The 24,035-nt window shown below is 65.2% G+C and carries 24 protein-coding genes and 1 tRNA gene; 17 read left to right on the forward strand and 8 right to left on the reverse strand.

What is annotated here, in order from left to right; all coding sequences use genetic code 11:
- The first annotated feature begins 47 nt into the window (after nt 1-47).
- From K940_RS0111310 to K940_RS0111330, 5 genes are all read left to right on the forward strand, one after another.
- Nucleotides 48-1,004 (forward strand): UTP--glucose-1-phosphate uridylyltransferase, encoded by a 957-nt coding sequence (locus tag K940_RS0111310; protein WP_036528289.1) that lies wholly within the window; start codon nt 48-50, stop codon nt 1,002-1,004.
- Between the two features lie 140 nt (nt 1,005-1,144).
- Nucleotides 1,145-2,401 carry a gephyrin-like molybdotransferase Glp gene (glp, locus tag K940_RS0111315; protein WP_028477645.1) on the forward strand — a complete coding sequence of 419 codons (1,257 nt, stop codon included), beginning with the start codon at nt 1,145-1,147 and terminating at the stop codon, nt 2,399-2,401.
- Between the two features lie 12 nt (nt 2,402-2,413).
- The gene (locus K940_RS0111320; RefSeq protein WP_028477646.1) at nt 2,414-3,064 is read left to right on the forward strand and encodes a GNAT family N-acetyltransferase; all 651 of its coding nucleotides are present in this window, start codon (nt 2,414-2,416) and stop codon (nt 3,062-3,064) included.
- Between the two features lie 330 nt (nt 3,065-3,394).
- Nucleotides 3,395-4,423 carry a gephyrin-like molybdotransferase receptor GlpR gene (gene glpR / locus K940_RS0111325; protein ID WP_028477647.1) on the forward strand — a complete coding sequence of 343 codons (1,029 nt, stop codon included), beginning with the start codon at nt 3,395-3,397 and terminating at the stop codon, nt 4,421-4,423.
- Nucleotides 4,424-4,514: 91 nt separating this feature from the next.
- Nucleotides 4,515-4,587 (forward strand) — tRNA-Ala (locus K940_RS0111330).
- Nucleotides 4,588-5,278: 691 nt separating this feature from the next.
- Here the strand turns inward: K940_RS0111330 and K940_RS0111335 are convergent.
- Nucleotides 5,279-5,731, reverse strand: coding sequence for a hypothetical protein (locus K940_RS0111335; protein ID WP_028477648.1), 453 nt, complete (start codon nt 5,729-5,731; stop codon nt 5,279-5,281).
- Between the two features lie 230 nt (nt 5,732-5,961).
- Here K940_RS0111335 and K940_RS0111340 point away from each other — a divergent pair, with 230 nt between their 5' ends.
- Nucleotides 5,962-6,195: a hypothetical protein gene (locus K940_RS0111340; RefSeq protein ID WP_028477649.1), complete on the forward strand. Its 234-nt coding sequence runs from the start codon at nt 5,962-5,964 to the stop codon at nt 6,193-6,195.
- 40 nt (nt 6,196-6,235) lie between these two features.
- Here the strand turns inward: K940_RS0111340 and K940_RS0111345 are convergent, their stop codons facing one another.
- Entirely contained in the window at nt 6,236-6,967 is a 732-nt protein-coding gene (locus K940_RS0111345; RefSeq protein WP_028477650.1) for a uracil-DNA glycosylase, read from the reverse strand.
- Nucleotides 6,968-7,303: 336 nt separating this feature from the next.
- Between K940_RS0111345 and K940_RS0111355 the strand changes: the two genes are divergently transcribed.
- The 5 genes from K940_RS0111355 (at nt 7,304) to K940_RS0111380 (ending at nt 11,984) form a co-directional block, all read left to right on the forward strand.
- A complete protein-coding gene (locus tag K940_RS0111355; RefSeq protein WP_028477652.1) occupies nt 7,304-7,747 on the forward strand; it encodes a GyrI-like domain-containing protein in 444 nt (147 codons plus the stop codon).
- Entirely contained in the window at nt 7,744-8,178 is a 435-nt protein-coding gene (locus tag K940_RS0111360) for an effector binding domain-containing protein (protein ID WP_028477653.1), read from the forward strand. The genes K940_RS0111355 and K940_RS0111360 overlap by 4 nt, the downstream gene beginning before the upstream one ends.
- Nucleotides 8,179-8,448: 270 nt before the next feature.
- Complete coding sequence (locus tag K940_RS0111370) at nt 8,449-8,850, forward strand: hypothetical protein (protein ID WP_196812166.1); 402 nt, start codon at nt 8,449-8,451, stop codon at nt 8,848-8,850.
- 68 nt (nt 8,851-8,918) lie between these two features.
- Complete coding sequence (locus K940_RS0111375) at nt 8,919-10,727, forward strand: bifunctional diguanylate cyclase/phosphodiesterase (RefSeq protein ID WP_051407107.1); 1,809 nt, start codon at nt 8,919-8,921, stop codon at nt 10,725-10,727.
- A gap of 129 nt (nt 10,728-10,856) precedes the next feature.
- Nucleotides 10,857-11,984: a glycosyltransferase gene (locus K940_RS0111380; RefSeq protein WP_028477656.1), complete on the forward strand. Its 1,128-nt coding sequence runs from the start codon at nt 10,857-10,859 to the stop codon at nt 11,982-11,984.
- Nucleotides 11,985-12,014: 30 nt separating this feature from the next.
- Here the strand turns inward: K940_RS0111380 and soxR are convergent, their stop codons facing one another.
- Nucleotides 12,015-12,512, reverse strand: coding sequence for a redox-sensitive transcriptional activator SoxR (gene soxR, locus K940_RS0111385; protein ID WP_028477657.1), 498 nt, complete (start codon nt 12,510-12,512; stop codon nt 12,015-12,017).
- Nucleotides 12,513-12,707: 195 nt separating this feature from the next.
- On the opposite strand from soxR, the gene arcA reads away from it, so the two are divergent.
- A complete protein-coding gene (gene arcA / locus K940_RS0111390; protein ID WP_028477658.1) occupies nt 12,708-13,940 on the forward strand; it encodes an arginine deiminase in 1,233 nt (410 codons plus the stop codon).
- A 7-nt stretch (nt 13,941-13,947) separates the two neighbouring features.
- Nucleotides 13,948-14,307, forward strand: coding sequence for a GntR family transcriptional regulator (locus K940_RS0111395; protein ID WP_028477659.1), 360 nt, complete (start codon nt 13,948-13,950; stop codon nt 14,305-14,307).
- Nucleotides 14,308-14,327: 20 nt separating this feature from the next.
- Here K940_RS0111395 and K940_RS0111400 read toward each other — a convergent pair whose 3' ends face one another.
- Nucleotides 14,328-15,950, reverse strand: coding sequence for a phospholipid carrier-dependent glycosyltransferase (locus tag K940_RS0111400; protein ID WP_028477660.1), 1,623 nt, complete (start codon nt 15,948-15,950; stop codon nt 14,328-14,330).
- Nucleotides 15,951-16,088: 138 nt separating this feature from the next.
- On the opposite strand from K940_RS0111400, the gene rsmI reads away from it, so the two are divergent.
- Entirely contained in the window at nt 16,089-16,925 is an 837-nt protein-coding gene (gene rsmI / locus K940_RS0111405) for a 16S rRNA (cytidine(1402)-2'-O)-methyltransferase (protein WP_155980815.1), read from the forward strand.
- 54 nt (nt 16,926-16,979) lie between these two features.
- On the opposite strand, the gene K940_RS0111410 is transcribed toward rsmI, so the two are convergent.
- Together K940_RS0111410 and metG are read right to left on the reverse strand one after the other, a co-directional pair.
- Nucleotides 16,980-17,648 carry a TetR/AcrR family transcriptional regulator gene (locus K940_RS0111410; RefSeq protein ID WP_028477662.1) on the reverse strand — a complete coding sequence of 223 codons (669 nt, stop codon included), beginning with the start codon at nt 17,646-17,648 and terminating at the stop codon, nt 16,980-16,982.
- A 232-nt stretch (nt 17,649-17,880) separates the two neighbouring features.
- Nucleotides 17,881-19,440 carry a methionine--tRNA ligase gene (metG, locus tag K940_RS0111415; protein ID WP_028477663.1) on the reverse strand — a complete coding sequence of 520 codons (1,560 nt, stop codon included), beginning with the start codon at nt 19,438-19,440 and terminating at the stop codon, nt 17,881-17,883.
- Between the two features lie 187 nt (nt 19,441-19,627).
- Between metG and K940_RS0111430 the strand changes: the two genes are divergently transcribed.
- From K940_RS0111430 to rsmA, 3 genes are all read left to right on the forward strand, one after another.
- Nucleotides 19,628-20,455: a TatD family hydrolase gene (locus K940_RS0111430; protein ID WP_028477664.1), complete on the forward strand. Its 828-nt coding sequence runs from the start codon at nt 19,628-19,630 to the stop codon at nt 20,453-20,455.
- A gap of 104 nt (nt 20,456-20,559) precedes the next feature.
- Entirely contained in the window at nt 20,560-20,745 is a 186-nt protein-coding gene (locus K940_RS32265; protein ID WP_155980816.1) for a hypothetical protein, read from the forward strand.
- A 141-nt stretch (nt 20,746-20,886) separates the two neighbouring features.
- Entirely contained in the window at nt 20,887-21,768 is an 882-nt protein-coding gene (gene rsmA, locus K940_RS0111440) for a 16S rRNA (adenine(1518)-N(6)/adenine(1519)-N(6))-dimethyltransferase RsmA (protein WP_028477665.1), read from the forward strand.
- Between the two features lie 54 nt (nt 21,769-21,822).
- On the opposite strand, the gene K940_RS0111445 is transcribed toward rsmA, so the two are convergent.
- Nucleotides 21,823-22,029, reverse strand: coding sequence for a heavy-metal-associated domain-containing protein (locus tag K940_RS0111445; RefSeq protein WP_028477666.1), 207 nt, complete (start codon nt 22,027-22,029; stop codon nt 21,823-21,825).
- 101 nt (nt 22,030-22,130) lie between these two features.
- Complete coding sequence (locus K940_RS0111450; RefSeq protein ID WP_028477667.1) at nt 22,131-23,942, reverse strand: ABC-F family ATP-binding cassette domain-containing protein; 1,812 nt, start codon at nt 23,940-23,942, stop codon at nt 22,131-22,133.
- Nucleotides 23,943-24,035 lie beyond the last annotated feature (93 nt).

Below are 24,035 nucleotides of genomic sequence, written 5' to 3' on the forward strand. Positions count from 1 at the left end.
TGGCGCGAAGCCGATCCGGCGGTGTGATGGATGGATAGGGTGAACATATGACAGCGAAGGTCGGGCAACCCGACGACACCGCGCCGGTGTCGTGCTATCGCACCGCCGTGGTGCCCGCAGCTGGGCTCGGAACCCGGTTCCTGCCCGCGACCAAGACGGTGCCCAAGGAACTCCTGCCGGTCGTGGACACCCCGGGCATCGAGTTGGTGGCCAGCGAAGCGGCCGGCTCCGGCGCCGAGCGGTTGGTGATCGTCACGTCGCCGGGAAAAGACGGAGTCGTGGCGCACTTCGTCGAAGATCTCGTACTGGAGAGCACGCTCGCCGAGCGGGGCAAATACCAGTTGTTGGAGAAGGTGCGCAAGGCGCCGGGGCTGCTCGATGTGACGTCGGTGGTGCAGGAGGAGCCGCTTGGGCTCGGTCACGCCGTCGCCCAGGCCGAACCGGTTCTCGATGCCGACGAAGACGCGATCGCGGTGCTGCTACCGGACGACCTCGTGTTGCCCTACGGTGTGCTCGACGTGATGAGCCGAGTGCGCCGTAAGCGCGGCGGATCGGTGTTGTGCGCTATCGATGTGCCCAAGGACCAAGTCAGCGCATATGGGGTCTTCGACGTGGCTCCGGTGCCGGACGCGGTGAACCCCAACGTGTTGCGCGTGCGCGGAATGGTGGAGAAGCCCAGGCTCGCGGATGCGCCGTCGACGTTCGCGGCCGCGGGCCGGTATCTGTTGGACCGCGCGATCTTCGACGCCCTACGCCGGATCGAGCCCGGCGCCGGCGATGAGTGGCAACTCACCGATGCCATCGCGCTGTTGATCGCCGAAGGACATCCGGTGCATGTGGTGGTACACCGTGGGTCGCGCCACGATTTGGGCAACCCGGGCGGTTATCTTCGTGCTGCGGTCGATTTCGCGTTGGAACGACAGGAATACGGCCCAGCACTGCGTGAGTGGCTACATCACCGTCTCGGTCCCGACTGGAACCCACAGCTGGCGACCGACGACTGACCGGACCGGTCGGGTTGACCTGGAGTGAACCCGTGGAGGATGTACGGTCGTTTCCCGCAGCGGTGTGAGCGCGCTCGCGCCGCCACGGTGTGCCGCGCAGGCGAAATCCGATGACGTGCGAGGAGATCAGGAAGGATTGGATGCGCTCGGTTGAGGATCAGCAGATCAAGGTAACCGCTGCGGCGGTTGCGCCTCGGCCGGTTCGGGTCGCGATTTCCGAGGCTCAGGGCCTGCTGTGTGCCGAGGACGTGGTCACCGAGCGGCCGCTACCCGGGTTCGATCAAGCCGCGATCGACGGCTACGCGGTGCGTAGTGTGGACGTCGCCTCGGCAGGCGCCGATATCCGCGACGAGGACGGCGATCTCGTCGATCTGACTCTTCCTGTGGTCGGCGAAGTGGTCGCAGGGTCGCGCCAGCCGATTCGGTTGCAGCCGCGCCAAACCGTTCGGGTGGATACCGGCGCGCCGATGCCGACGCTCGCCGATGCTGTGTTGCCGATGGATTTTACCGACGGCGGGCACGCCAGGATCAAGGTGTACGAGCCGGTGCGTTCGGGAGACTACGTTCGACGTATCGGCGACGACGTGCAGCCCGGCGACGTCGCAGTCCGTGCCGGAACCATCATCGGTGCGGCGCAAGTCGGACTGCTCGCCGCGGTTGGTCAGGACAAAGTTCTGGTGCACCCGCGTCCCCGATTGTCGGTGATCTCGGTGGGGGGCGAGCTGATCGATATCGATCGCACGCCCGGACCCGGCCAGGTCTACGACGTGAACTCCTACGCACTGGCGGCGGCTGCACGGGACGCAGGTGCGGACGTGAACCGCGTGGGAATAGTGAGCTCCGATTCCCGCCAACTGCGGGATGTGGTCGAAGGACAGTTGGTGCGTTCGGAAGTCGTCGTCATCGCCGGCGCGGTCGGCGGCTGGGCCTCCGAACAGATCAGGGAAACTCTCGAAGAACTCGGTGAGCTCGAAATCGGTCGGGTAGCCATGCATCCCGGCTCGGTACAGGGCTTCGGCAGGCTCGGTCGCGACGAAGTGCCGACTTTTCTTCTGCCAGCCAATCCGGTCGGTGCGCTGGTGGTCTTCGAGGTGATGGTGCGTCCGCTGATCCGCATCGCCCTGGGCCGAAGGCATCCCATGCGGCGGATCGTTCATGCACGCACGATCACCCCGATCAGTTCCATGGCCGGTCGCAAAGGGTATTTGCGCGCGCAGCTCATGCGGGACGAGGCGACCGGTGAATACCTGGTTCAGCCGCTCGGCGGCGCGAGTTCGTCTTCTCATCTGCTCGCGACGCTCGCCTTGGCCAATAGTCTGATCGTGATCGACCCGGATGACACCGACATCCGAACCGGTGATGAGGTTCGGGTCGCGTTCCTTGCGCAGCGCGGCTGAGACGTGGAGGCAATGAGCGTCTTGCGGGTAGAGCCGCATCCAGGGTGGCCGGTACGGCTGGGTCCGGTCCGGGTACCGGCAGGTCGGGTGGTTCTTCGTCCGATTCGGCTGCGTGACGCGGGAGCGTGGAGCAGGATTCGGTTGCGGGACAAAGAGTATCTCCAACCGTGGGAACCGACCGGTCGTGGATCCTGGGGTGCGCGCAATCACGCGTCCAATTGGCCGGCGCTGTGGTCGCGGTTGAAGACGGAGGCACGACGCGGCTCGATGATCCCCTTGGTGATCGAAGTGGACGGTGCTTTCACCGGGCAATTGACCATTGGCAATATCGTGCGCGGCCCGCTGCGTTCGGCGTGGATCGGCTATTGGGTCGCGAAGGATCTCAGCGGGCAGGGGGTCGCGACCGCGGCGCTGGCGCTCGGCCTCGATCACTGTTTCGGACCGGTGGGCCTGCACCGGGTCGAGGCGACCGTGCGACCGGAGAATCATGCGAGTCGGGCGGTATTGTACAATGTCGGCTTCCGCGAAGAGGGGCTGCTACGGAACTATCTCGATGTGGACGGCGCCTGGCGGGACCACCTTTTGGTCGGCATGACCACCGAGGACGTGGCAGAAACCGTCGTGCGCCGGCTCGTGCGGGAGGGGCGTGTCACCCTGTTGTGAAACGCCGCCATCCGACCCTGTCGTGAAACGCCGCCATCCGACCCCGTCGTGAAACGCCGCCATCCGACCCTGTCGTGAAACAACACCGCCTGCGGTGACGATGGTGGAATTGTGACAGGTGTGGCGGATGTGCACGGCGCGCCTGCCGGATCTTGCCGCTGCTCGGAACTAGCCTACGGACGTCGATGGTGCGTCTTGCGTCATCGGTAGAGAGCCCGCGAGGTGACTGGCGCCCGCATCGGACGACGGCCGCTTCAGAACGGAGCGTACAATGCACCGTTCGCGGGTCGAGCCGGACGGAATCCACGCGGGGACGGAGGTGCTGGCGCGATGCCGAATTCGATCCTTTGGATCGGGTTTGTCGTGTTCTGGATCTTTGTCTTGTTCCCGATCCTGGCCGATCGCCACCCGAGGATCCGCCGGATCACCGACGCCGCTCTGGCAACCAGGGTTTTGCATCGTGGCGGTGGCAAACGACAACTCCGAAAGGGACCCGCCGGCGGACATGACACCGATCCGAATTGGCGGCCCCGCCGCGTACCGAGAAAGCATGCCCACAGCGATGATGCGGAGGACCGGATGACAACACCGGCCGACGAACCCGTCACCGAAAGCGATGGCAAACAGCGACCCGCCCCCGCACCGGACGTGGGGTCCGACATCGCTGATCGAGGACCGGAGCGAGGCGCGTCGGAAGACGACATCACCGGCGCCGGCCCGGAAGTCGACGCGGCGCCCATCGATGAGGACGCGCGGCCACCGGCCCTCGAGCCGATCGCGGCCAGGATTCCGCCCGCACGCTCGACGAAGCCCGCCCATATGCCGGTGGACGACGACACCGAGCCCTATCTGTCGGAGGAGGAATTCGTTCCGTCACGGCGGGGCCGCGGCGGCTTCGACCCCGAAGCCGACGCCATCGCCCGCGTGGCACGTTACACCTTCCGGCAACGTGCGGTGCTGTGCTTGTTGCTCACCGCCCTCGGCTGCGGTGTTGCAGCATTCGTGCTCATACCTGTGCTGTGGTGGGCGTGCGGGCTCGCTGCCGGCTTGCTCGTCGGCTACCTGGCGTACTTGCGCAGACAAGTGCGGATGGAAGAGGAGATTCGGCGCCGGCGCGCCGCTCGCCTCAACCGTGGCCAGCGCCGTGGCGACGTCGATCCGAGGTCGCGTCGAGTCGGGGCCCACCAGTTCGACGCCATGGATCGAGACACCGCACGCGCCCTGCGCCGCCGCTCCGCCCACATCGAACCCGATGACGAAGATCCCATGTTCGATCATCTGGACCCGTTCGACCCCGCGACAGCTCGTGCACTACGTGCGCGCACCAGCGGAAACATCGACCATGCGGCTGGTGCATGATCAGGCGCATCCGGGCAGTTCAGATCGTTGATTCGGAGTCCGGGGTTCTGGCCTGATACAGTGTCACAGCGCGGTTCCGGTGGAGCCGCACGGGGCTATAGCGCAGTTGGTAGCGCGTCTCGTTCGCATCGAGAAGGTCAGGGGTTCGATTCCCCTTAGCTCCACCGAAAACGTGCAGGTCAGGGCTATGATGCTACTTCGATCAAGAAGCCATCAACACGAGCCATCAACGACCGACCTGTACGGCAGCCCGGTCGGTCCAACCAACGTGCGCCTCTACCAAGTGTGCGCCGAGGTCGATCTGGGTGACCGAGGAACGTAGCGCGCAAGCCCGGTCCTTCAGGGCCGGGTTAGCGCGTCAACTTCCCTTTCTCGGGGCCACCAGGCCGTCTCTGGTCTTCGATGTATTGCTTCACAACACTAACGCGACCTGCTGGTTTACCGAATCCGTGTTGATGGCATCAACAATCGGCTGACCCCAACTCGCGTTGATCCATCAACATGATCGTGGTCGGCGTCGAATCTTGTCCCACCGCGGCCTGTTCAAGGGGTGAAAACGCTGAAAAACAGTTGGTGCGGTGGGCACAGATCCTTGGCATCTCGGACGAGCTGTTGTCTTCGAAGTGCCGCCCGTCGGGGTGTGACGGCAGCGCAGCCAGCCCTCCCGCGTGGGGCGATGGCAGCCAGGTGCAGCGCATTTCGTGGGTGGTCATATGAGCAGGCCCCCACGCGCAGTGGTCGGCGATGGCCTCGGCTATCGCCGACCACGACATTCGTGACCGGATGTTCTGGTTGTCGCGCCGTGGTTCCGGTGATGTGGAACTACGCTCCGGTGACGTGGTGCGTGGACGGAACTCAGCGAATTCGAATCTCGCTGAAAGGTGTCCCGAGGTGCAGGTAGTCGGTGGTGACGCCGATGTGTACCCGCCCGCTTCCGGTGGGCAGGCGGGCGAAGGTGGTCTGTGGAGGTTGGGCCGCCGAGCCGCGACTGGTGATGGGTACGGCGACAGTTCCCACGGCGCCGGTGTCGAGGTTGCGCCAGTTGGCGAAAGCGGTGAAGGTGCAGGGTACGCCGAAGGGGGTGTAGTTGACGAAACTGATGCCGAAACGGGCGGTCCCGGGGGTTCCCCGTGGGGAAGACGCACCCGCATCTGCTTGGCCGTAGCAGGTGTCGCCGAAGGTGTGGATGACGCCGATTGTGGTGAATGTAGGTCGATCGGCCGTCGCCGGGGCCGCCGACGAGGCGAATGTGCCCGCGCACAGCGCCGCGACGAGGGCGCTATGCCGGGCCAGCCGCTTGCCTGTCACTGTCGATCACGCTCCTTGTGTTCGAATCGAGCACTCTCGACCGGTCATTCTGCACTGCCTGCTACGGTTCGCGGTCCGGTTTTGCGCGCGCATCGTCTGTCGTCACCGGGCGGTGGACCACGGTGTCGCCGGTAGAGGCTCGCACGCATGAGGTCGTTTCGCCTCGGCGCTGGTGGGTACCGCGAATCCCGACGAGTCGATCAGCTATTCGAGAGGATCGGTGATACCGCATGGCAACCTGCGATACCTGCGGGAACGAGTACGACAAGACGTTCACCATCACCAGCGACGGTCGGTCCGCCACCTTCGACAGCTTCGAATGCGCGATCAACGCGCTCGCTCCGGTGTGCCTGCACTGCTCCTGTCGAATTCTCGGTCACGGGGTCGAAGCGAGCGGAAGCTTCTTCTGCTGCGCGCACTGCGCCCATGAAGAAGGCCACATGACGTTGGTCGACCACGTGTGAGCTGCTCGCTGGAGCCGACGATTCGCGGTACGAGCCATACTCACGGGGCAGATGACCGATATGTCGCGATGCCGGCGGTCGCGGCCGCCTCGCCGAGAACTGTCTCCAGCATCGCTGGAGTGAGCCGTCCTGTGAAGGTGTTCTGTTGGCTCACGTGGTAGCAACCGAACAGGTGCAGGGGCGCCCGGTCGGTCTGGGTCGCCGGCAGGTCGACTCGCACGCCGTGGCCGAACTTCGGTCGCGGTCGTGGTACGACGCGGCCCTCGCGCGCCACCACACCGAGCAGCGCCTGCCACCCGAACGCACCCAACACCACCACCGAACGGACGGTCGGCGTCAGCAGGCGCATCTCGGTGGTCAACCAGTGGCTGCACTGGTCCCGTTCGGCCGGGGTCGGTTTGTTGTCCGGTGGCGCACAATGCACCGGAGCGGTGATCCGCACTCCGGTCAAGTGCAGACCATCATCCCTGCCGGTCGCAGTCGGCTGATTGGCCAAACCGACCGCGTGCAGCGCGGCGAAGAGCACGTCGCCGCTGCGGTCGCCGGTGAACATGCGTCCGGTGCGGTTACCGCCGTGCGCCGCAGGGGCGAGTCCGACGATCAGCATGTGCGCGTCTGCTGGCCCGAAGCCGGGAACAGCGCGGCCCCAATAGGGCTGATCACGGTAGGCGGCGCGTTTGTGCCGCGCGGCATGTTCCCGCCAAGCGACCAAGCGCGGGCAGGCGAAGCAGTCGGCGACTGCCGCGTCGAGCTCGGCAATGGTTCGGCACATGTCAGTGCTCAGCGTGGTCGAGCATCAGCAGATCGCCATGGCAGCGGGTGGGTCCGGTATCGGGCTGTCGGTCATCGGAACTCCGTTCGATGTGGCCACACGATCGGTAACCGACGGTCATGTCCATGATGCCTCAGTGGAACCGGTCGGTCGGGTGGATCACCGTTGTCGGGCTCGATCGACCCGAACCGGACGTTTGACCAGTTCAACGCGCTGCCCGAATGACGAGCGGGCATGATGTGTGATCAGCGACACGCCGTATGGATTGGTAGCATGGCGTTTCCGGTCGACCGGATGCAGACAACTCACCCTGGCTTCATTCGAAAGAGTCTTTTCATGCAGTTTGAGATCGTCGAGCGGGACGAGACGTGGGTTGCCGGACTACCGGTGCGCAGCCCGAAACGCGCGCTCGGGAAACTGCAGGACCGGGATCTGGAGGCTGCCTGGGCGGCCGTACTGCACCAGGAACTCGGTGGGCCGTTGGCCAGCGCCTACACCGACTATTGCGGCGAGCTCAGGACGTACAACACGCAGATCGTGGGCTACCAGTGCGCATCCTTCGATGGCATCACTCGGGGGCACCTGGTCGCCCGTCTACCGCGCGGCGCGTACGCACGCTTCTCGTCGGTGGGCAACTTCCCGCAGGTGATGACCGACCTGTGGATGCAGATCGCCTATGCCGAGGAGCACAATCTCATCAAACGCACCTTCACCGGCGATTTCGAGTGCTACCCACACGCCTACAAGATCGATCTCTACTTGGCGGTCGACCACCGATGAGCTACACGATTGCAGTCCGCGCCGACGCGATCTACGGCGGGTTGGTCGTCCCGCGCGTCCGTCCGAGTTTCAAGGTCAGCAACAGTGACCTGATCGAGTTCCTCAAAGACCGCCTGCGCGATCGAGCGGTTGTGGACTCGCCGATGTTTACGGTGTATGTGCCGGACCCGGCCGGAAACTACAACGCGGTGGTCTGTTTCGAATACGCCTCACCGGAGGCAGTTCCGGTGGGTGATCTTCTGGTGCGGGTTCCGAAAGGAATTTACGCCCGTTTCACACCGAATGGCGACTATCACGATCTGGTGGAGGATGTCTGGGCGCAGGTCGATGATGCGACTGCGTCGGCAGAGATCACTCGTGCTTACCGTGAGGAGATCGAGATCTGGCATGGTTCGCAGTCGGTGGAGCTCTTCATTTCCATCGTAATATAGGTTACCGTTCGCTAACCTATATTAGACCAACCGGTCTCTACTTTTGTCGTGATATCGCCCGATGCTGATCTGACCTGCGAAAATGGTGGGGTACCGTAGAGTTTTCGGAATATTAGCTAGAAATCTGGTCAATCTCCGCCGCATGACGGATACTTTCTCGAGTGACTTCCTCTCGGCCCTCGAGCCGTGGGGGTGCTACACGGGCTGGACTATCGTGCAGGGCGGCGCGGCGATGGAGTAGGGCGAACAACTGTGGATCCGACTACATTCGTGCCGAGGAACTCTCATGAGCAGGGAGTACGACGGTGCTACGACGGGCACGCAGTGGGTGGTTCGGTCGCCGGTGGTCGATCGGTGTCGACGTTCGTCGCTGCACTCGTCGAATCGGCATCTCGCCGTGGCCGAGATGTGTTGCACCGGATGGTTGCCGAGCGGATGTCGGAGGGCGCGATCGAGACCGAAGGCGCCTCACATGCCCGACGCCCGGGTGAACGTGGCCCGATTTCCTCCGGCTTCGCGGATACACTAGCGTCGCTCCGAGGTCGTTTCCTGGACCTGCTGGAAGTGCCCGAGCATGAGACCATGGCGTTGGTGCTCCGCCTGGGCGACGCTTCCGCGGCAACGGTGAACAGCAGGCGGCGTCCGATGCTCGGCGTGGACACCAGCATCTAAGCGTGATCGGAGACAATGTGCCACGGCGGACACTGGACTCACTGGTGACTCGAGTCGCTTCGGAGCTCATGGGTGTGGACGCCACAACGATGGTTGCCGCCACCGAACGTGTGCTCGATCGATTGGTCGAGTACTTCGACGTGGACTCCAGCTTTGTGCGACATACCGATCGCGCACGTCGAGCCACGGTGCTTGTCGCGGAATGGCCCCGGCGGCCGCAGATACCGGAGCCGGATCCGCTTGCTGTGATACATTTCGCCGACGCCGACCCAGTTTTTCGTGCATTGGAGAATGCGACCGAGCCGGTGGTCGCACATCCCGGCGTGGAATTCGCCGAATACCAGGAGACCATTCGCCAGGGATCTGGAATCTCCGGGGTGACCTCGGCCGCCGTACCGCTGTTGTCTCGAGGCGAGTCCACGGGCATGCTCGGATTCGTCAAGGTCGGTGACCGGGAATGGAGCAATCGCGAACTCAACGTACTGAAGGCCATTGCGGCGCTGTTCGCGCAGTTGCAGGCACGGGTGGTTGCAGAAGAGCAACTTCGGTATATCGCACTACACGACGATTTGACCGGACTGGCCAATAGGCGCGCGCTGCTCGAGCACATGGAAGAGCGATTACGCAGCGGCAGTCCCGGTCCGGTAGCAGCCATCTTTCTCGACCTGGATCGTTTGAAAGCACTGAACGATTTCCTCGGCCATACTGCCGGGGACAATTTCATCCGCACATTGTCGTCCCGCTTGCGTGATCATCTGGACCCGAACGACGTTATCGCTCGACTGGGTGGCGACGAATTCGTCATCGTTCCCGCCAAGCCCATGGACGCAGTCGCCGCGGAGGGGGAGGCGAACCGCATTCAACAATTGATCGCCCGGCGCGTCACGGTCGGCGGCGAGAGCGTCAGTCGGGGGGTCAGTGCCGGTGTGGCGCTCGGTTTTCCAGGCGAGACCACTGTCACCGATGTGCTGCGCCGTGCAGACTACGCGTTGTTGGCCGCGAAGTCGGGCGGTGGCAACGGCGTTGCGGTGTTCACCGATGCCATGCGCGCGCAGTTCGAACTCCAAGATGACGTCGAACTCAACCTGCGCGGTGCTGTGTTGGACGGCTCACTGGTGCTGCATTACCAGCCGGAGGTGGATCTGCGTACCGGCCGCATCGTCGCGATGGAAGCACTGGTCCGCTGGCTGCATCCGACCCGAGGGCTGCTACCGCCGGCGGCGTTCGTCGCTGTCGCCGAGGCCACGAATCTGGCTGGTGAATTGGGCCGCTGGGTGATCCGGTCGGCGTGCGCGCAATTCGCCGAATGGCGCCGTCGCGGTATCGCACGTGATGTCGTGATGCGCATCAATGTGTCGCCGGTGCAGTTGGTCAGCCTCGATTTCGTCGCGCGGATCGAAGACATCCTTCGGGTGTTCGGCATCGACGGCAGTTCGGTGTGCCTCGAGATCACCGAGCACGTCGTGGTTCAGGACCTGGCCAGAACCCAGGTCACCCTCCGTGGATTGAAGCGGATGGGCGTGCAGATCGCGATCGACGACTTCGGTACCGGCTACAGCTCGCTGTCGCATCTCAAAGCCCTGCCGGTCGACGCGGTGAAGATCGATCGCGGTTTCGTACAGCGGCTCGGCGCCAGCATGGACGATCTGGCCATAGTGAAATCGATCATCGGTCTGGCTGGATCGTTCGGACTCGGCGTTGTCGGTGAGGGCGTCGAAACGACGGTCGCCGCGCGCACCTTGGTCGGCCTCGGTTGCTATCGTGCGCAGGGCTTTCTGATCGCTCGCCCCATGCCTGCGGAGCAGGTCGAATCTCATCTGGCCCTCGGCAAGATTCCGCTCGACATCGACCCGCAACGAGGTGACCGCGGGGTGTGACCCAGTGTCGCGCCGTGCAGTGGTTCCCGGTGTTGGTGTCCCGTTCCGCATCCAGTGGTCGGTCGGTTCTCACCGGGTGTTCATCCACAGTTGGGTGTCGGTCGGCCGGTGCGCTGCAGGATCGGCGGAGTGCGCATAGTTCAGCTGGCGAACTTCTACGGCCCGCGATCGGGGGGGTTGCGCACTGCATTGCACCACTTGGGCGGGGGGTATGCCGCTGCTGGTCACGATGTGGTGCTCATTGTGCCGGGGCCACGCCGGTCGGAGGAGATCCTGCCGACTGGGGTAACGCGCGTCACGGTGCCCGCCCCGACTATTGCGTGGACCGGCGGCTACCGCGCAGCGGACCCGCGTCGTGTGGCCGACGTACTGGTCGGGCTGCGCCCGGATGTGTTGGAAGTTTCCGATCGGTTGACGCTGCGTGGCTTCGGGCGGTGGGCCCGGCGCCGCGGCGTCACCGGTGTGATGATCTCGCATGAGCGCCTCGACCGGCTGCTCGGGCAGGTGCTACCCGATCCGGTCGCGCGCCGCTGTGCCGACACCGCCAATCGGCGCACTGCTGCCGACTACGACATCGTCGTCTGCACCACCGAGTTCGCCCGAGCGGAGTTCGTGCGGATCGGTGCGACGAATGTGGAATTGGTGCCGCTGGGAGTGGACCTGGACATGTTCAGTCCGTGTCGGCGTGACCCCGGGCTGCGGATGGATCTCGGTGTGCGCGGGCATCCGCTGCTGGTGCACTGTGGTCGCCTTTCGGCGGAGAAACGTGTGGACCGGAGTATCGCGGCGGTGGGCGCATTGCACGACATGGGCGTCGGTGCACGGCTGATCGTCGCAGGCGATGGCCCACGACGGGATGTCCTGCAACGGCGAGCACAGGCGTTGCCCACGCTGCCCGGTGGGGTTCCGTCGGTGGTGTTCACCGGGTTCATTGCCGACCGGGCGGTGCTTGCATCCCTGCTCGCCACGGCCGACCTCTCCGTGGCGCCCGGCCCGCACGAGACGTTCGGGCTTGCCGCGTTGGAGGCGCTCGCTGCGGGTACGCCGGTTGTTGCCAGCCGGTCGTCGGCGGTGGCCGACATCGTGACCACGGATTGCGGGGCCATCGCCGCGGACCACTCGTCCGCATTCGCGCGGGCTGCCACCGCTGTGCTGGCCCTCCCGCGAGCACAGCGCCGCCGCGCAGCGCGCCGGCGTGCCGAGCAATTCACCTGGCCGCGGGCCGTTGCGGGCATGCTCACAGTACTCGGTCGATAGCGGTGTGGCCGGTGTCGGCGCCGACCGGACTCAATGACTGGTGCTGCCAGGTGTCGACCGCGGCGGGTCGTTGAGGTGTACGTCGAGTATCCGGGCGCCGGGACCGTCGGCCCCGAGTCGATCGTGCTCGTTGACCCAGCGACAGGCATCCAGCGACAGACAGCCACAGCCGATGCAGCCGGTGAGGTCGTCGCGCAGACGAATCAGTTGGGTGATCCGATCGTCGAGGTCGGCACGCCACGACGAGGACAGCGTCCCCCAATCCTCACGACTGGGCGTGCGTCCTGCGGGAAGCAGGTCGAGCGCGGCGCGGATATGGCTCAGTGGTATGCCCACGCGCTGGGAGATACGGATGAAGGCCACGCGGCGTAGCGTCTCGCGAGTGTATCGTCGCTGGTTCCCGCTGGTGCGTCTGCTCGTTATGAGCCCTTCGCGTTCGTAGAAGTGCAACGCGGAGACCGCAACTCCACTACGCTCGGAGAGCTGCCCTGGAGTCAGCTCTTGCGCTCGCCAATCGGTTGTCGACATGCATGCTCCTTCGATTACCTAAACCATACTTCAGGTATCGTGGAGTCGCGGTGGAATCGGGTATCCGCGCTGTGGTTGGTTGCGGAAGCCGAGATTTCCGTGTCCTCGAAGGCCACAGGGAACTACGGTCTGATCATGGGAGCAGATGCGGTATCCGCGCGGCACGACCCGGATGCGCCGGGGCCCGATCCGGGGATGGACGGTGTGCGCCTGGCGGTGACCTCCGAAGTCGGCACGTTGAGTACGGTGCTGCTGCACCGGCCCGGTGACGAGCTGCGTAGGCTGACGCCCCGCAACAACGACCAACTGCTGTTCGACGGCATCCCGTGGGTGGAGCGCGCACAACACGAGCACGATGCATTCGCCGATCTGCTGCGCGACCGCGACACCGAGGTATTGCTGCTGTCGGACCTGCTGGCAGAGACCCTCGCTGTCAGCGGCGCGGCCCGCATCCAGGGCATTTCGGCCGCGGTCGATGCGCGCCGGCTCGGACACGGACTGGCCGACGAATTGGCTGCTTTCCTGCGAGGCGTGCCGGCCCGAGAATTGGCCGGCATTCTGATGGCGGGCATGACCTTCGACGAATTGCCGTTCGGCCCCGACGCCACGTCTTTGGTTCGGCGCATGCACCACGGTGCGGACTTCGTGATCGATCCGCTGCCCAATCTCCTGTTCACCAGGGATTCTTCTTTCTGGGTCGGCCCACGGGTCGCGATCACCGCGTTGGCGTTGCCCGCTCGCAGCCGGGAGACCTCGTTGACCGATCTGATCTATGCGTTCCACCCGCGTTTCCTCGGTGTGCGTCGCGCCTACGAATCACACACTGCCCCGATCGAGGGTGGGGACGTGCTCCTGTTGTCCGATGGCGTCGTCGCCGTGGGTGTCGGGGAGCGCACCTCGCCCGCGGGTGCGGAAGCGTTGGCACGCAGTTTGTTCGACGACGACCTGGCGCACACCGTGCTCGTGGTGCCGATCGCGCAGAGCCGCGCCACCATGCACCTGGACACCGTGTGCACCATGGTGGCCACCGACGCGGTCGTGATGTATCCCGCTGTGCGTGACTCGTTGTGCGCGTTCACGATTCACAAGGAGAACGACTACGGCGGCCGGTACGGCGGTGGCCGGGTCGGCATTCGTGGCCCCGACCCGTTCCTGCCAGCGGCGGCCGATGCGATGGGCATCGGTAAGCTACGAGTCATCGACACCGGATTGGACGGAATCACCGCCGAACGTGAGCAATGGGACGATGGTAACAATACGCTGGCCCTTGCTCCCGGCGTCGTGGTCGCCTACGAGCGCAACGAGATGACCAACGCCAGACTGGAGGACGCCGGTATCGAGGTATTGCGTATCCCCGGCTCCGAATTGGGGTCGGGTCGAGGGGGACCGCGCTGCCTATCCTGTCCGCTGTCCCGCAGGGACGTGTGAGCGCGCCATGGTAACCATCACGCTGTCCCACGCGTCGGCTGTGCCACCCTATGAGCAGCTGCGCCTGGGAATCATCGATCAAGTTCGCTCGGGCGAGCTCGCGGCGGGAACCAAGATCCCCACCGTCCGCGCGCTGGCCGCGCAGCTCGGACTCGCACCTAACACCGTGGCTCGGGCCTACCGCGAACTCGAGGCCGACGGAGTTATCGAAACTCGTGGCAGGCACGGATCCTTCATCGCGTCTTCGGGCGATCCGACTCAGGACATGGCCGGACGGGCGGCGACTGCGTATGTCGCGACGGTACGCAGGTTGGGCTTGGACGACGCGGCTGCCCTACGGTATGTGCAGGCGGCGTTGAAGGGCTGACCGGGGCTGTGTCGCGACGTTCAGCGCCAGCTGGGCAGCCAGAGCTGGTTGTGCCACGCACTCGGTGTGATCGGTAGGGCAGTGAGAACCGGCCATAGCCAGATGAAATTGGCGATCACCAGCCCCAGGTAGAGACAGACGACGAGGAGGCCCAGGCTGCGTCGTTCATTGCGTCGGGTGGTGACGAAGGCCCCGGCGGCGCTGCGCGGGATCGTGTCGGGGCGGGCTCGGCCCAGTATGTCTCCGAGCGTCAGCGCAAGGCCCATGATCAGGAACGGGGCCATCGGGAGTGCGTAGAAGTAGTACATTTGTCGGTCGATGGTGGCGAACCAGGGCAGCAGTGCTGCGCCATATCCGACCAGCACCGCGCCATAGCGCCAGTCGCGGCGAACCACGCTACGCCATATCATCCAGACCAGCACCGGAACCGCGATCCACCAGATCGCTGGCGTACCCACCAGCATCACTGCCTTCACGCACTGGGATCCACCGCAACCGGTGACACCGGTGTCGGCGTAGTAGTACAGCATCGGACGCAGACCCATCGGCCAGGTCCAGGGCTTGGACTCCCAGGGGTGATGGTTGCCCGCCGAATTCGTCAGTTGGGTATGGAATTCCATCGACCGGGCGTTGTAATACCACAGCGAGCGAAGCGCGTCGGGGATGTGCGACCAGAAGCCGTCGGTGCCGATCGGATCCGACGGAGCCGAAGGGTTGCCGGGCATGTATCGGTATACGCCGGTTTCACTGGCGAACCAGGCCCAGTGACTGGCCAGATAGACCCCGATCGGCACCACGACCAGTGCGTATACTGCCGGAACGATATCGCGGACGGCGACGCCGAGCCACGGGAGCCGCACCCCGTAGCTCCGCCGCGCCGAGAGATCGAAGTACACACTCAGCACCCCGAAGGCCGCGACGAAATAGATCCCGGACCATTTGGTCCCGCAGGCCAAACCGAGCAGGAGACCTGCTCCGAAACGCCACCAGCGTACGCCCAGACGTGGCCCCCAGGCCGTGACGTCGATTCGGCCTTCCGCAGCCACGCGCGCGAATCGCGCGCGGACGTCGTCACGGTCGACGATCAGGCAGCCGAAGGCGCCGGTCACGAACAACGCGAGGAAGATGTCGAGCATGCCGATACGGGAAGAGACGAAGGTGAGGCTGTCGGCGATCAGCAGGATGCCTGCCACCGCACCGATCAGGGTGGACCGCGTCATCCGACGCACGATCCGGATCACCAGCAGCACAAGCACTGTACCGGCGATTGCGGCGCTGAATCGCCACCCCCAGCTGGTATAGCCGAACAACGCCTCACCGACCGCAATGAGCTGTTTGCCGACCGGAGGGTGTACCACCACCCCATAGCCCGGGTTGTCCTCGACCCAGCCACCGGTGAGCATTTGCCAGGCCTGTGTGGCGTAGTACTTCTCGTCGAATACCGGGCTGCCCGCGTCGGTGGGGTGGTTGAGCATTGTGAATCGGGTGACCGCCGCGACGGCGGTCAGAAGCGCCGTCACCAGCCAGCCGCGTAGTCGGTCGGTCGGCCCGATGTCGGGTGGTGGACGCAACGGTCCAGGACTCGACCAGGAGGACACGGCCCCGAACGGTGTGGTCGCGCGTTGGTCGGTCACCTGGGTCACGCCCCGATCGTATGCTGTGCTTCGCACATGGTTGTGCGTCGGTGATACCGGTGACCGCTCGGTCGGCCCCGTCCCTGGCCGACCATCGGGTCACAATAGTGGTTCGGAAAGTGCGGACGAGAGTGCGGTGGTGGCGAGGTGACGGTGGGTCGGCTGGTACTTGCGGCGACACCGATGGGTGCGGTCGACGACGCGTCGCAGCGACTTCGCGCTGCGCTGTCCACGGTCGATATCGTCGCCGCGGAGGACACGCGGCGTGTCAGATCGCTGGCCAAGGCGCTCGATGTGCAGATCACCGGCCGGGTGGTGAGTTTCTACGACCACGTGGAGGTCGCGCGGATCCCGGGGCTCGTCGATGCGATCGCAGCCGGCAGTACCGTGCTGTTGGTCACCGACGCGGGCATGCCGTCCGTCAGTGACCCCGGCTACCGTATGGTCGCGGCGTGTGTGGCACGCGACCTTCCGGTCACCTGCTTGCCCGGCCCATCGGCGGTGACCACCGCCTTGGCGCTGTCGGGTTTGCCCGTGGAGCGCTTCTGCTTCGATGGATTCCCGCCGCGGAAATCGGGTCCGCGGCGAGAGTGGTTGCATACCTTGGTCGCCGAACAGCGTGCCTGTGTCTTCTTCGAGGCGCCGCATCGCCTTGCCGACTGTTTGTCGGACGCTGTGGCAGTCCTCGGTCCGGATCGCCGCGCTGCCGTGTGCCGTGAGTTGACCAAGACCTATGAAGAGGTGATTCGCGGCACCCTCGCCGAACTCGCAGCCTGGGCAGTCGACGGCGCGCGGGGGGAGATCACTGTGGTCGTAGCCGGAGCCCAACCCACCTCCGCCGATCCCGCAGCGCTGGTCGACGCAGTCGAAGCGCTGACCGCCGACGGCATGCGACTGAAGGACGCCTGCGCCGAAATCGCTGCCGCGCACGCTGTTTCTCGTCGCGAACTCTATGGCGCGGTACTCGCTGCCCGCCGTAGTTGAAGGGGGCTTCGCAGTGATGCTCACCACTGATGTGGTAGCCGACTGCCGCGAGGACTACATGGTGTGCAATCCCAGCGCGGATACGACGAACTGGACGAACAGCGGCGCCAGCCGCGGTACGCTCGCGGGACCGTCGGAGATGATGACGCGCCGGGTCCGTTCGCCGATCGCGTCCGGAATCAGCGCGATCAGATCGTCGGAAAGCTCCGGCAGTGTCGGGTCGGCGATGCGCGCCTGGTCGTAGAACTGCTGGTACAACTGCGCGAACCGGTCCACGGCCAGGTCACGATAGCCGACGGCGGCCTGATTGACGTTGAACGATTCCACCAGAACCAGGCGTGCGAAGTCGGGCTCGGCGGCCACTGTCCGGCAGAAGGTCACGACTATCGATTCGACCTTTGCCACGGCATCGGTTTCCGGCGGCAGCTGGGCGAGCTCCTCGACGATTCGCGAGGTCATGATGTCGACCCCGGTATGTGCAGCCTCGGCGAAGCATTCTTCTTTGTTGGCGAAGTGGTCGTAGAACGTGCTACGCGAAACCCGTGCTCGGGCAACGATATCCGTGAGTGTGGTCGCGGGATAGCCCTTGCGATCGACGGATTCCACCATGGCTTCGACCAACCTGCCGCGCTGCGAGGTGAGGGCGGCATCGCGTGCGGCGCGATGGCGCTCGGCGAATCCGGGCCGCTGGATGGGTGCCGTCGCATGCTGCTGTTGGCGCATATGTGCCCTCTCTGTGCCGGAACCGATGCGGAACGAGACGTCGTCGTACCGATCGCACCCGGTCCGGGTGCCACACCGGCCGCGCACCGATGCTCCATTATCCGACAAAGCATCTCATGGCACGGCGACTGCACCCCGCGACGCCACGAGGTGAATGTCGCGGTGGTTCATGGCGTGTGCTCTCGCGCGGCTCGCGCGTTTGCTGGCGCCAAGCGGCGTCCGCGTCCCGGCCTCAGTCCTTCGGCTCGATGTACTTGGGGAAGACCGGTTCCGGTGCGGGCAGTGATACGCCGGGCGCGATCGGGGTCGCGAGATCGGCGAAGGTTCGGTTCTGTTGACCCAATTGATCGAGTACGCGGCCCGCGGCGGCCGGCATCACCGGCTGAGTCAGAACAGCGGCGATGCGCAACACTTCCAGAGTCACATACAGCACGGTGGCCTCGCGGGCGTGGTCGGCCGGTGTACCGGCCTTCGCCAATGCCCATGGCGCCTGCGCGGAAAAATATCTGTTGGTCTCGCCGAGGGTCAGCCAGATCGCTTCCAAGGCGAGATGCATCTGCTGGGTATCGAATTCGGCCCGGCAACGCTCCAGTAGTGTGCCTGCGAGATCGAGCAGACCGCGATCGTCGGCTGTGAACTCGCCAGGTGTCGGTACGACGCCACCGCAGTCGCGCGCGACGAGCTTGGAGCACCGTTGCACCAGGTTGCCGAACTCGTTGGCCAAATCGCTGTTGATGCGACTCACGATGGCCTCGTGGCTGTAGCTGCCGTCCTGGCCGTAGGAGATCTCGCGTAGCAGAAAGAACCGCACCGCGTCCACGCCGTAGTTCTCGACCAGTTCCAGCGGGTCGACCACATTGCCGACCGACTTGGACATCTTCTCGCCCTTGTTGTACAGGAAGCCGTGCACGAAGACGCGTTTCGGCAACTGCACACCGGCCGACATCAGGAACGCGGGCCAGTACACCGTGTGAAACCGCGTGATGTCCTTGCCGATGATGTGGACGTCGACGGGCCAGAACGTCCGGAACGCGGCCGAGTCCACATCCGGGAAACCCACACCGGTGATGTAGTTGGTCAATGCGTCGACCCAGACGTACATGATGTGGTCGGGGTGACCGGGCACCGGTACGCCCCAGTCGAAGGTGGTACGCGAGATGGACAGGTCTTTCAGCCCCGCTTCGACGTAGCTGACGATCTCGTTGCGACGCGTTGCGGGGGCGATGAATTCGGGGTGCTCTGCGTAGAGGGTGAGCAATTCATCCTGATATGCCGAGAGCCGAAAGAAATAGTTCGACTCCTCGGTCCAGGTAACCGGGGTTCTGGACTCGCGGGAGACTCGAGTGCCGTCGGCCAGCACCTCGGTCTCCTCGTCGGCGTAGAACGCCTCGTCGCGTACCGAATACCAGCCCGAATAGTTGCCCAGGTAGATGTCGCCATTGGCCAGCATCCGCTCCCAGATCGCGGCGCTGGCCACGTGGTGGTCCTCGTCGGTGGTGCGGATGAATCGGTCGAAAGAGATGTCGAGTGTCTTGTCCAACGCCTCGAACGCGTCGGAATTGCGCGCGGCGAGTTGTTCCACCGGGATGCCCTCGGCGACCGCCGCCTGCTGCATCTTCTGGCCGTGAACGTCGGTACCGGTCATGAAGAACACGTCATAGCCGTCGAGCCGTTTGAATCGCGCGATGGCGTCGGCGGAGATGTACTCGTAGGCATGCCCGATGTGCGGCGCACCGTTCGGGTAGGCGATGGCCGTGGTGATGTAGAAGGGGGGGCGATCGGCCGCGCTCATGCTCGTGCCTCGCAGCCGCTCGGCACCGACTCGACCACACCGGCGACGATGTTGATGGTTCGCTCGCTTCGCTCACTCATGGTGTGTCTACTGTAATGCGCGTGCAATTCTTCGCTCGCGTGAATATCCCGTGGACCGATCTCCGGGTTGCCTCGACTGTGGTCGCACTCCGGGAGGGGGACCTGCAGTGAGCGCCACACGTCCCGCCCCTGCGTTACCCGAGCCACTCGCGCCGATCGTGGATGCACACACCCACCTGGACGCCTGCGGTGCGACCGACGCCGCCTCGGTCGCCGCGATCGTGGACCGAGCCGCCTCGGTGGGCGTCGCACAGGTGGTCACCGTTGCCGACGACTTGGCCGCTGCGCGGTGGGCAGTGCGCGCTGCGCACTGGGACGATCGCGTTTTCGCCGCTGTGGCATTGCATCCGACCAGGGCGAATGCGCTCGACGACGCGGCAAAGGCCGAGCTGGAACACCTCGCCGCAGACCCGCGGGTGGTCGCGGTCGGCGAGACCGGTCTGGATTACTACTGGCCTGGCACGCTCGATGGTTGTGCCGACATCGAAACGCAGATCGAGGGATTTCGCTGGCATATCGACCTGGCCAAGCGGGTCGGCAAGCCGCTGATGATCCACAACCGTGCGGCCGACCACGATGTGCTGGCGGTGCTGCTGGACGAGGGTGCACCGGACACGGTGATCTTTCACTGCTTTTCCTCGGACACCAATATGGCGCTGTCTTGCGTGGCCGAGGGCTACTTCTTGAGCTTCTCCGGCACGGTGAGTTTCAAGAATGCCCACGAGGTGCGGGAGGCGGCCACGGTCGTGCCCGCTGAGCAGATTCTGGTGGAAACGGACGCGCCGTACCTGACTCCGCATCCGTTTCGCGGTGCGGCGAACGAACCGTACTGCCTGCCGTACACGGTGCGCGCGTTGGCCGCACTGCGAGAACAGGACCCTCTGGAATTGGCGCAGGTCACCGCTGCGAACGCTCGCCGCATCTACCCTCTGTGAAGGCGGGGCAGTCTGCAGGTGTCGCGGTGGCCGGCCCTCGCGCAGGCGGCGCGCGGGGCGCAGTGGTTGCCGCCGCGGCCAGGTGCCGTTATCGTACTGTGACCATGTCCCCCTTCACGCGGATGAACCAGTCGCGTTCCCCGCTGCTGTACCTCGCGATAGCAGCGGTGCTACTGATATTGATCGTCGCCGCCGCCCTGGCCATTGCGACCGGTGGAACGCACGCCGCCGCCATGGCAGGTGAGCAGGCGTGGCAGATCGGGTCCCGGCAGGTCGCCGACCTCGGGTGATCTGCGGCGCCACCGTGGCCCACGCGCAGTCCCCGCGGCCGATACGATGGCGCCGATCCCGTGGCCTTCCGTGCTGGCCGTAGGAGGTCGGCTGTGGGGGGAGCTGCCAGTCCCCAGCGGCGCGATTGATACATTTTCGAAGTGCCCGAACCTGAGATCCGTGCTCGCGGGAGCGCCGCATTGCTCGGGCCCGCCGACGTGCGAGCGCTGGCGCAACGGTTCGATATACGGCCCACCAAGCAACGCGGGCAGAACTTCGTGCACGACGCCAATACGGTGCGCCGGATCGTCACCGCGGCAGGGGTGGGACCCGCGGACACAGTGCTCGAAGTAGGGCCCGGTCTGGGTTCGTTGACCCTGGCGTTACTGGACGTGGTGGATGCAGTGGTTGCGGTCGAAATCGATCCGGTGCTCGCGCAGAATCTTCCGCGGACCGTGGCGGATCGGGCGCCAGGATTGGTCGAGCGGTTGTCGGTGGTCACGGCGGACGCGTTGCGTATCACGGCTGCGGAGCTACCGCAGATGCCCACCGCCCTGGTGGCCAATCTCCCCTACAACGTGGCGGTTCCGGTGTTGCTGCATCTGTTGGCCGAACTGCCGACCATCACGGTCGCCATGGTGATGGTGCAGGCCGAGGTGGCCGATCGGTTGGCTGCCGAGCCCGGCAGCCGGGTGTACGGCGTGCCCAGCGTGAAGGCGGGTTTCTTCGGGAGCGTGCGGCGTGCGGGTGCGGTCGGTACCCATGTGTTCTGGCCGGTTCCGCGGGTGGAGTCGGGCCTGGTCCGGATCGATCGCTTTCCCCGGCCTGCCTGGCCGACCGACACTGCGTACCGCCGCCGCGTGTTCGCGGCCATCGACGCCGCCTTCGCGCAACGTCGAAAGACCCTCCGTGCCGCACTTGCCTCCTGGGCGGGCTCGCCGGCGGAGGCCGAGCGGCGGTTGCTCGCCGCGGGCATCGCACCGACTGCCCGCGGCGAGACTCTCGATACAGCGGCGTTCGTTCGACTGGTCGACCAGGCGTAGTGCGGCTGGTTCCGATCGGGTTTCGTGCTTCGTCGGGTGTGCTTTCGTCCGGAATCAGACCGCGACGTCGTATCCAGCTTCGTCCACGGCGGCGCTGATATCGGCGTCGGCGATCGGCGCGGTGCTGTCGACTCGGACAGCGCCGCTGGCCAGATCGATGTCCACGCTGGTGACGCCGCCGATCTTGCCGATCTCGGTTTTGACCGAATTGACACAATGCCCGCACGTCATCCCGGTGACAGTGTAAGTGGCAGTGGGCATGTCCGACTCCTTCTCCATGACACTCATACGGTAGCGGGGTATCCCCGCACCGGTAACATACCCCCTATGGGTATTGAGTGCAAGGCTCGCCCTCTGCGCCACTAGTGGTGTTCGGCCAGTTCCAGCCAGCGTTCTTCGGCGGCTTCCTTCTCTGCACGTACCTGCGCGAGTTCGGACCCGAGATCGACGAGCGCGTCCCGATCGGTCGCGGCGTTTGCCATTGCCACATGCAGGCGCTGTTCGCGTTCGGACAGCTTGTCGATGGAGCGTTCGAGGCGAGCCAGTTCCTTACCGGCTGCCCGATAGGCCGCGGAGTCGGTGACGGGCGCTGGGACCGATGCGGTCGTCGGTCGGGTTTCGCGGGCTCGACTGGGCTCGCGAGTCGTGCGCCGGGTCAGGTATTCCTCGATGCCGCCAGGTAGATGCGTGAGCTTCCCATCGCCGAACAACGCCCACGTCGAGTCGCAGATACGCTCGATGAGATAGCGATCGTGGCTGATCACGACCAAGGTGCCGGCCCAGTTGTCGAGCAGATCCTCCAACTGCTGCAGGGTGTCGATGTCCAGGTCGTTGGTCGGCTCGTCGAGGAGCAGCACATTCGGCTCGGACATGAGGATACGGGTCAGCTGCAAGCGGCGACGTTCCCCGCCGGACAAGTCGCGCACAGGCGTGCGTTGCCGGGTAGGGCCGAAGCCCAGCCGTTCGGCCAGTTGCCCGGCCGAGATCTCCTTGTCACCCAGTGTGATTCGTTGTGCAACCTGCTGGACGGCTTCCAATACGCGCAGATCGGTCGGTAGATCGTCGAGTTCTTGGCGCAGCCAGCCGATGCGTACCGTCTGGCCCTGAACACGCGTGCCCGCGGCCAGAGCCGAGCCGTTTCGGGCGGCCTCTCCGGCCAAGGCCCGCAACAGCGTGGTCTTGCCCGAGCCGTTGACACCCACCAGACCGATCCGCGCGCCCGGCGCCAATCGCCAGGTCAGATCACGGACCAATTCTCTACCGTCCGCGGTGGTGATCGTGGCATCTTCCAGCTCGATCACCACCCGGCCCAACCGCTTTCGGGCAAAGGTGGCCAGTGCGACGGTGTCGCGCGGCGGCGGCACATCGGCAATCAACGCTTCTGCGGCCTCGACCCGGTAGCGCGGCTTGGAGGTGCGGGCCTGGGGGCCGCGCCGCAGCCAGGCCAATTCCTTGCGCGCCAGATTCCGCCGCCGGGCTTCGGCCGCATCGGCTCGACGAGCACGCTCGGCGCGAGCGTAGATCCAGTCGCCGTAGCCGCCGTCATAGCTGTCGACCTTGCCGCCGACCACCTCCCAGGTACTGGTTGCGACGGTGTCGAGGAACCACCTGTCGTGGGTCACCACGACCAATGCACTGCGTCGGCTCAGGAGGTGGCCTGCCAGCCATTGCACCCCCTCGACGTCGAGATGGTTGGTCGGTTCGTCCAGCACCAGCAAGTCGAGTTCGCGCACCAGCGCGGCGGCGAGCGCCACCCGGCGGCGTTCTCCCCCGGAGAGGGTGTCCACCACGGTGTCCATGCCGAGATCGGCGATCCCGATACCGTCGAGCACGCCCCGAACCCGGGGATCGGCGGCCCATTCGTGTTCGGCTACCTCGGTGGTCATCGCATCGTCGGCCAAGCCCGCCAGTACGGTCGAGCCGACCGTCGCCGCCTCGGGCAACGTGCCGCGCTGGGTCACGACCGCCACGCGCAGCCCGCGGAGTCGACTGACTCGGCCGCTATCGGGTTCCTCGATGCCGGTGAGCACCTCGAGTAGCGTGGTCTTGCCGCCACCGTTGAGGCCCACCACCCCGATCCGTTCGCCTGCGTGAATGCCGAGTGACACGTTGTCCAGCAGCGGCTCGATTCCGAAGCTCTTGTGGACTTGTTCGAGATTGATCAGGTTGGACATGAATCCTTCCGTGTCGTGCCCCGCGCCAGAGTACCGATTGGTACGGACGAGCGGCTGCCCAGCGCCGGCGAGGGCGCCGGCACGATGCGCCCA

This window comes from Nocardia sp. CNY236 (genome assembly GCF_000482385.1).
GTDB lineage: Bacteria > Actinomycetota > Actinomycetes > Mycobacteriales > Mycobacteriaceae > Nocardia.

Bases quoted from the DNA above. Each gene is read 5' to 3' on its own strand.
- K940_RS0111345 (WP_028477650.1), bottom strand. From the start codon at position 6,967: ATGTGCCGAACCATTGCCGAGCTCGACGCGGCAGTCGCCGACTGCTTC.
- K940_RS0111360 (WP_028477653.1), top strand. From the start codon at position 7,744: ATGAGCTACACGATTGCAGTCCGCGCCGACGCGATCTACGGCGGGTTG.
- K940_RS32265 (WP_155980816.1), top strand. From the start codon at position 20,560: ATGTCCCCCTTCACGCGGATGAACCAGTCGCGTTCCCCGCTGCTGTAC.
- K940_RS0111395 (WP_028477659.1), top strand. From the start codon at position 13,948: ATGGTAACCATCACGCTGTCCCACGCGTCGGCTGTGCCACCCTATGAG.
- arcA (WP_028477658.1), top strand. From the start codon at position 12,708: ATGGACGGTGTGCGCCTGGCGGTGACCTCCGAAGTCGGCACGTTGAGT.
- K940_RS0111340 (WP_028477649.1), top strand. From the start codon at position 5,962: ATGGCAACCTGCGATACCTGCGGGAACGAGTACGACAAGACGTTCACC.
- K940_RS0111320 (WP_028477646.1), top strand. From the start codon at position 2,414: ATGAGCGTCTTGCGGGTAGAGCCGCATCCAGGGTGGCCGGTACGGCTG.
- glp (WP_028477645.1), top strand. From the start codon at position 1,145: ATGCGCTCGGTTGAGGATCAGCAGATCAAGGTAACCGCTGCGGCGGTT.
- metG (WP_028477663.1), bottom strand. From the start codon at position 19,440: ATGAGCGCGGCCGATCGCCCCCCCTTCTACATCACCACGGCCATCGCC.
- soxR (WP_028477657.1), bottom strand. From the start codon at position 12,512: ATGTCGACAACCGATTGGCGAGCGCAAGAGCTGACTCCAGGGCAGCTC.
- K940_RS0111410 (WP_028477662.1), bottom strand. From the start codon at position 17,648: ATGCGCCAACAGCAGCATGCGACGGCACCCATCCAGCGGCCCGGATTC.
- K940_RS0111375 (WP_051407107.1), top strand. From the start codon at position 8,919: ATGGGTGTGGACGCCACAACGATGGTTGCCGCCACCGAACGTGTGCTC.
- K940_RS0111355 (WP_028477652.1), top strand. From the start codon at position 7,304: ATGCAGTTTGAGATCGTCGAGCGGGACGAGACGTGGGTTGCCGGACTA.
- K940_RS0111445 (WP_028477666.1), bottom strand. From the start codon at position 22,029: ATGCCCACTGCCACTTACACTGTCACCGGGATGACGTGCGGGCATTGT.
- glpR (WP_028477647.1), top strand. From the start codon at position 3,395: ATGCCGAATTCGATCCTTTGGATCGGGTTTGTCGTGTTCTGGATCTTT.
- K940_RS0111450 (WP_028477667.1), bottom strand. From the start codon at position 23,942: ATGTCCAACCTGATCAATCTCGAACAAGTCCACAAGAGCTTCGGAATC.
- K940_RS0111310 (WP_036528289.1), top strand. From the start codon at position 48: ATGACAGCGAAGGTCGGGCAACCCGACGACACCGCGCCGGTGTCGTGC.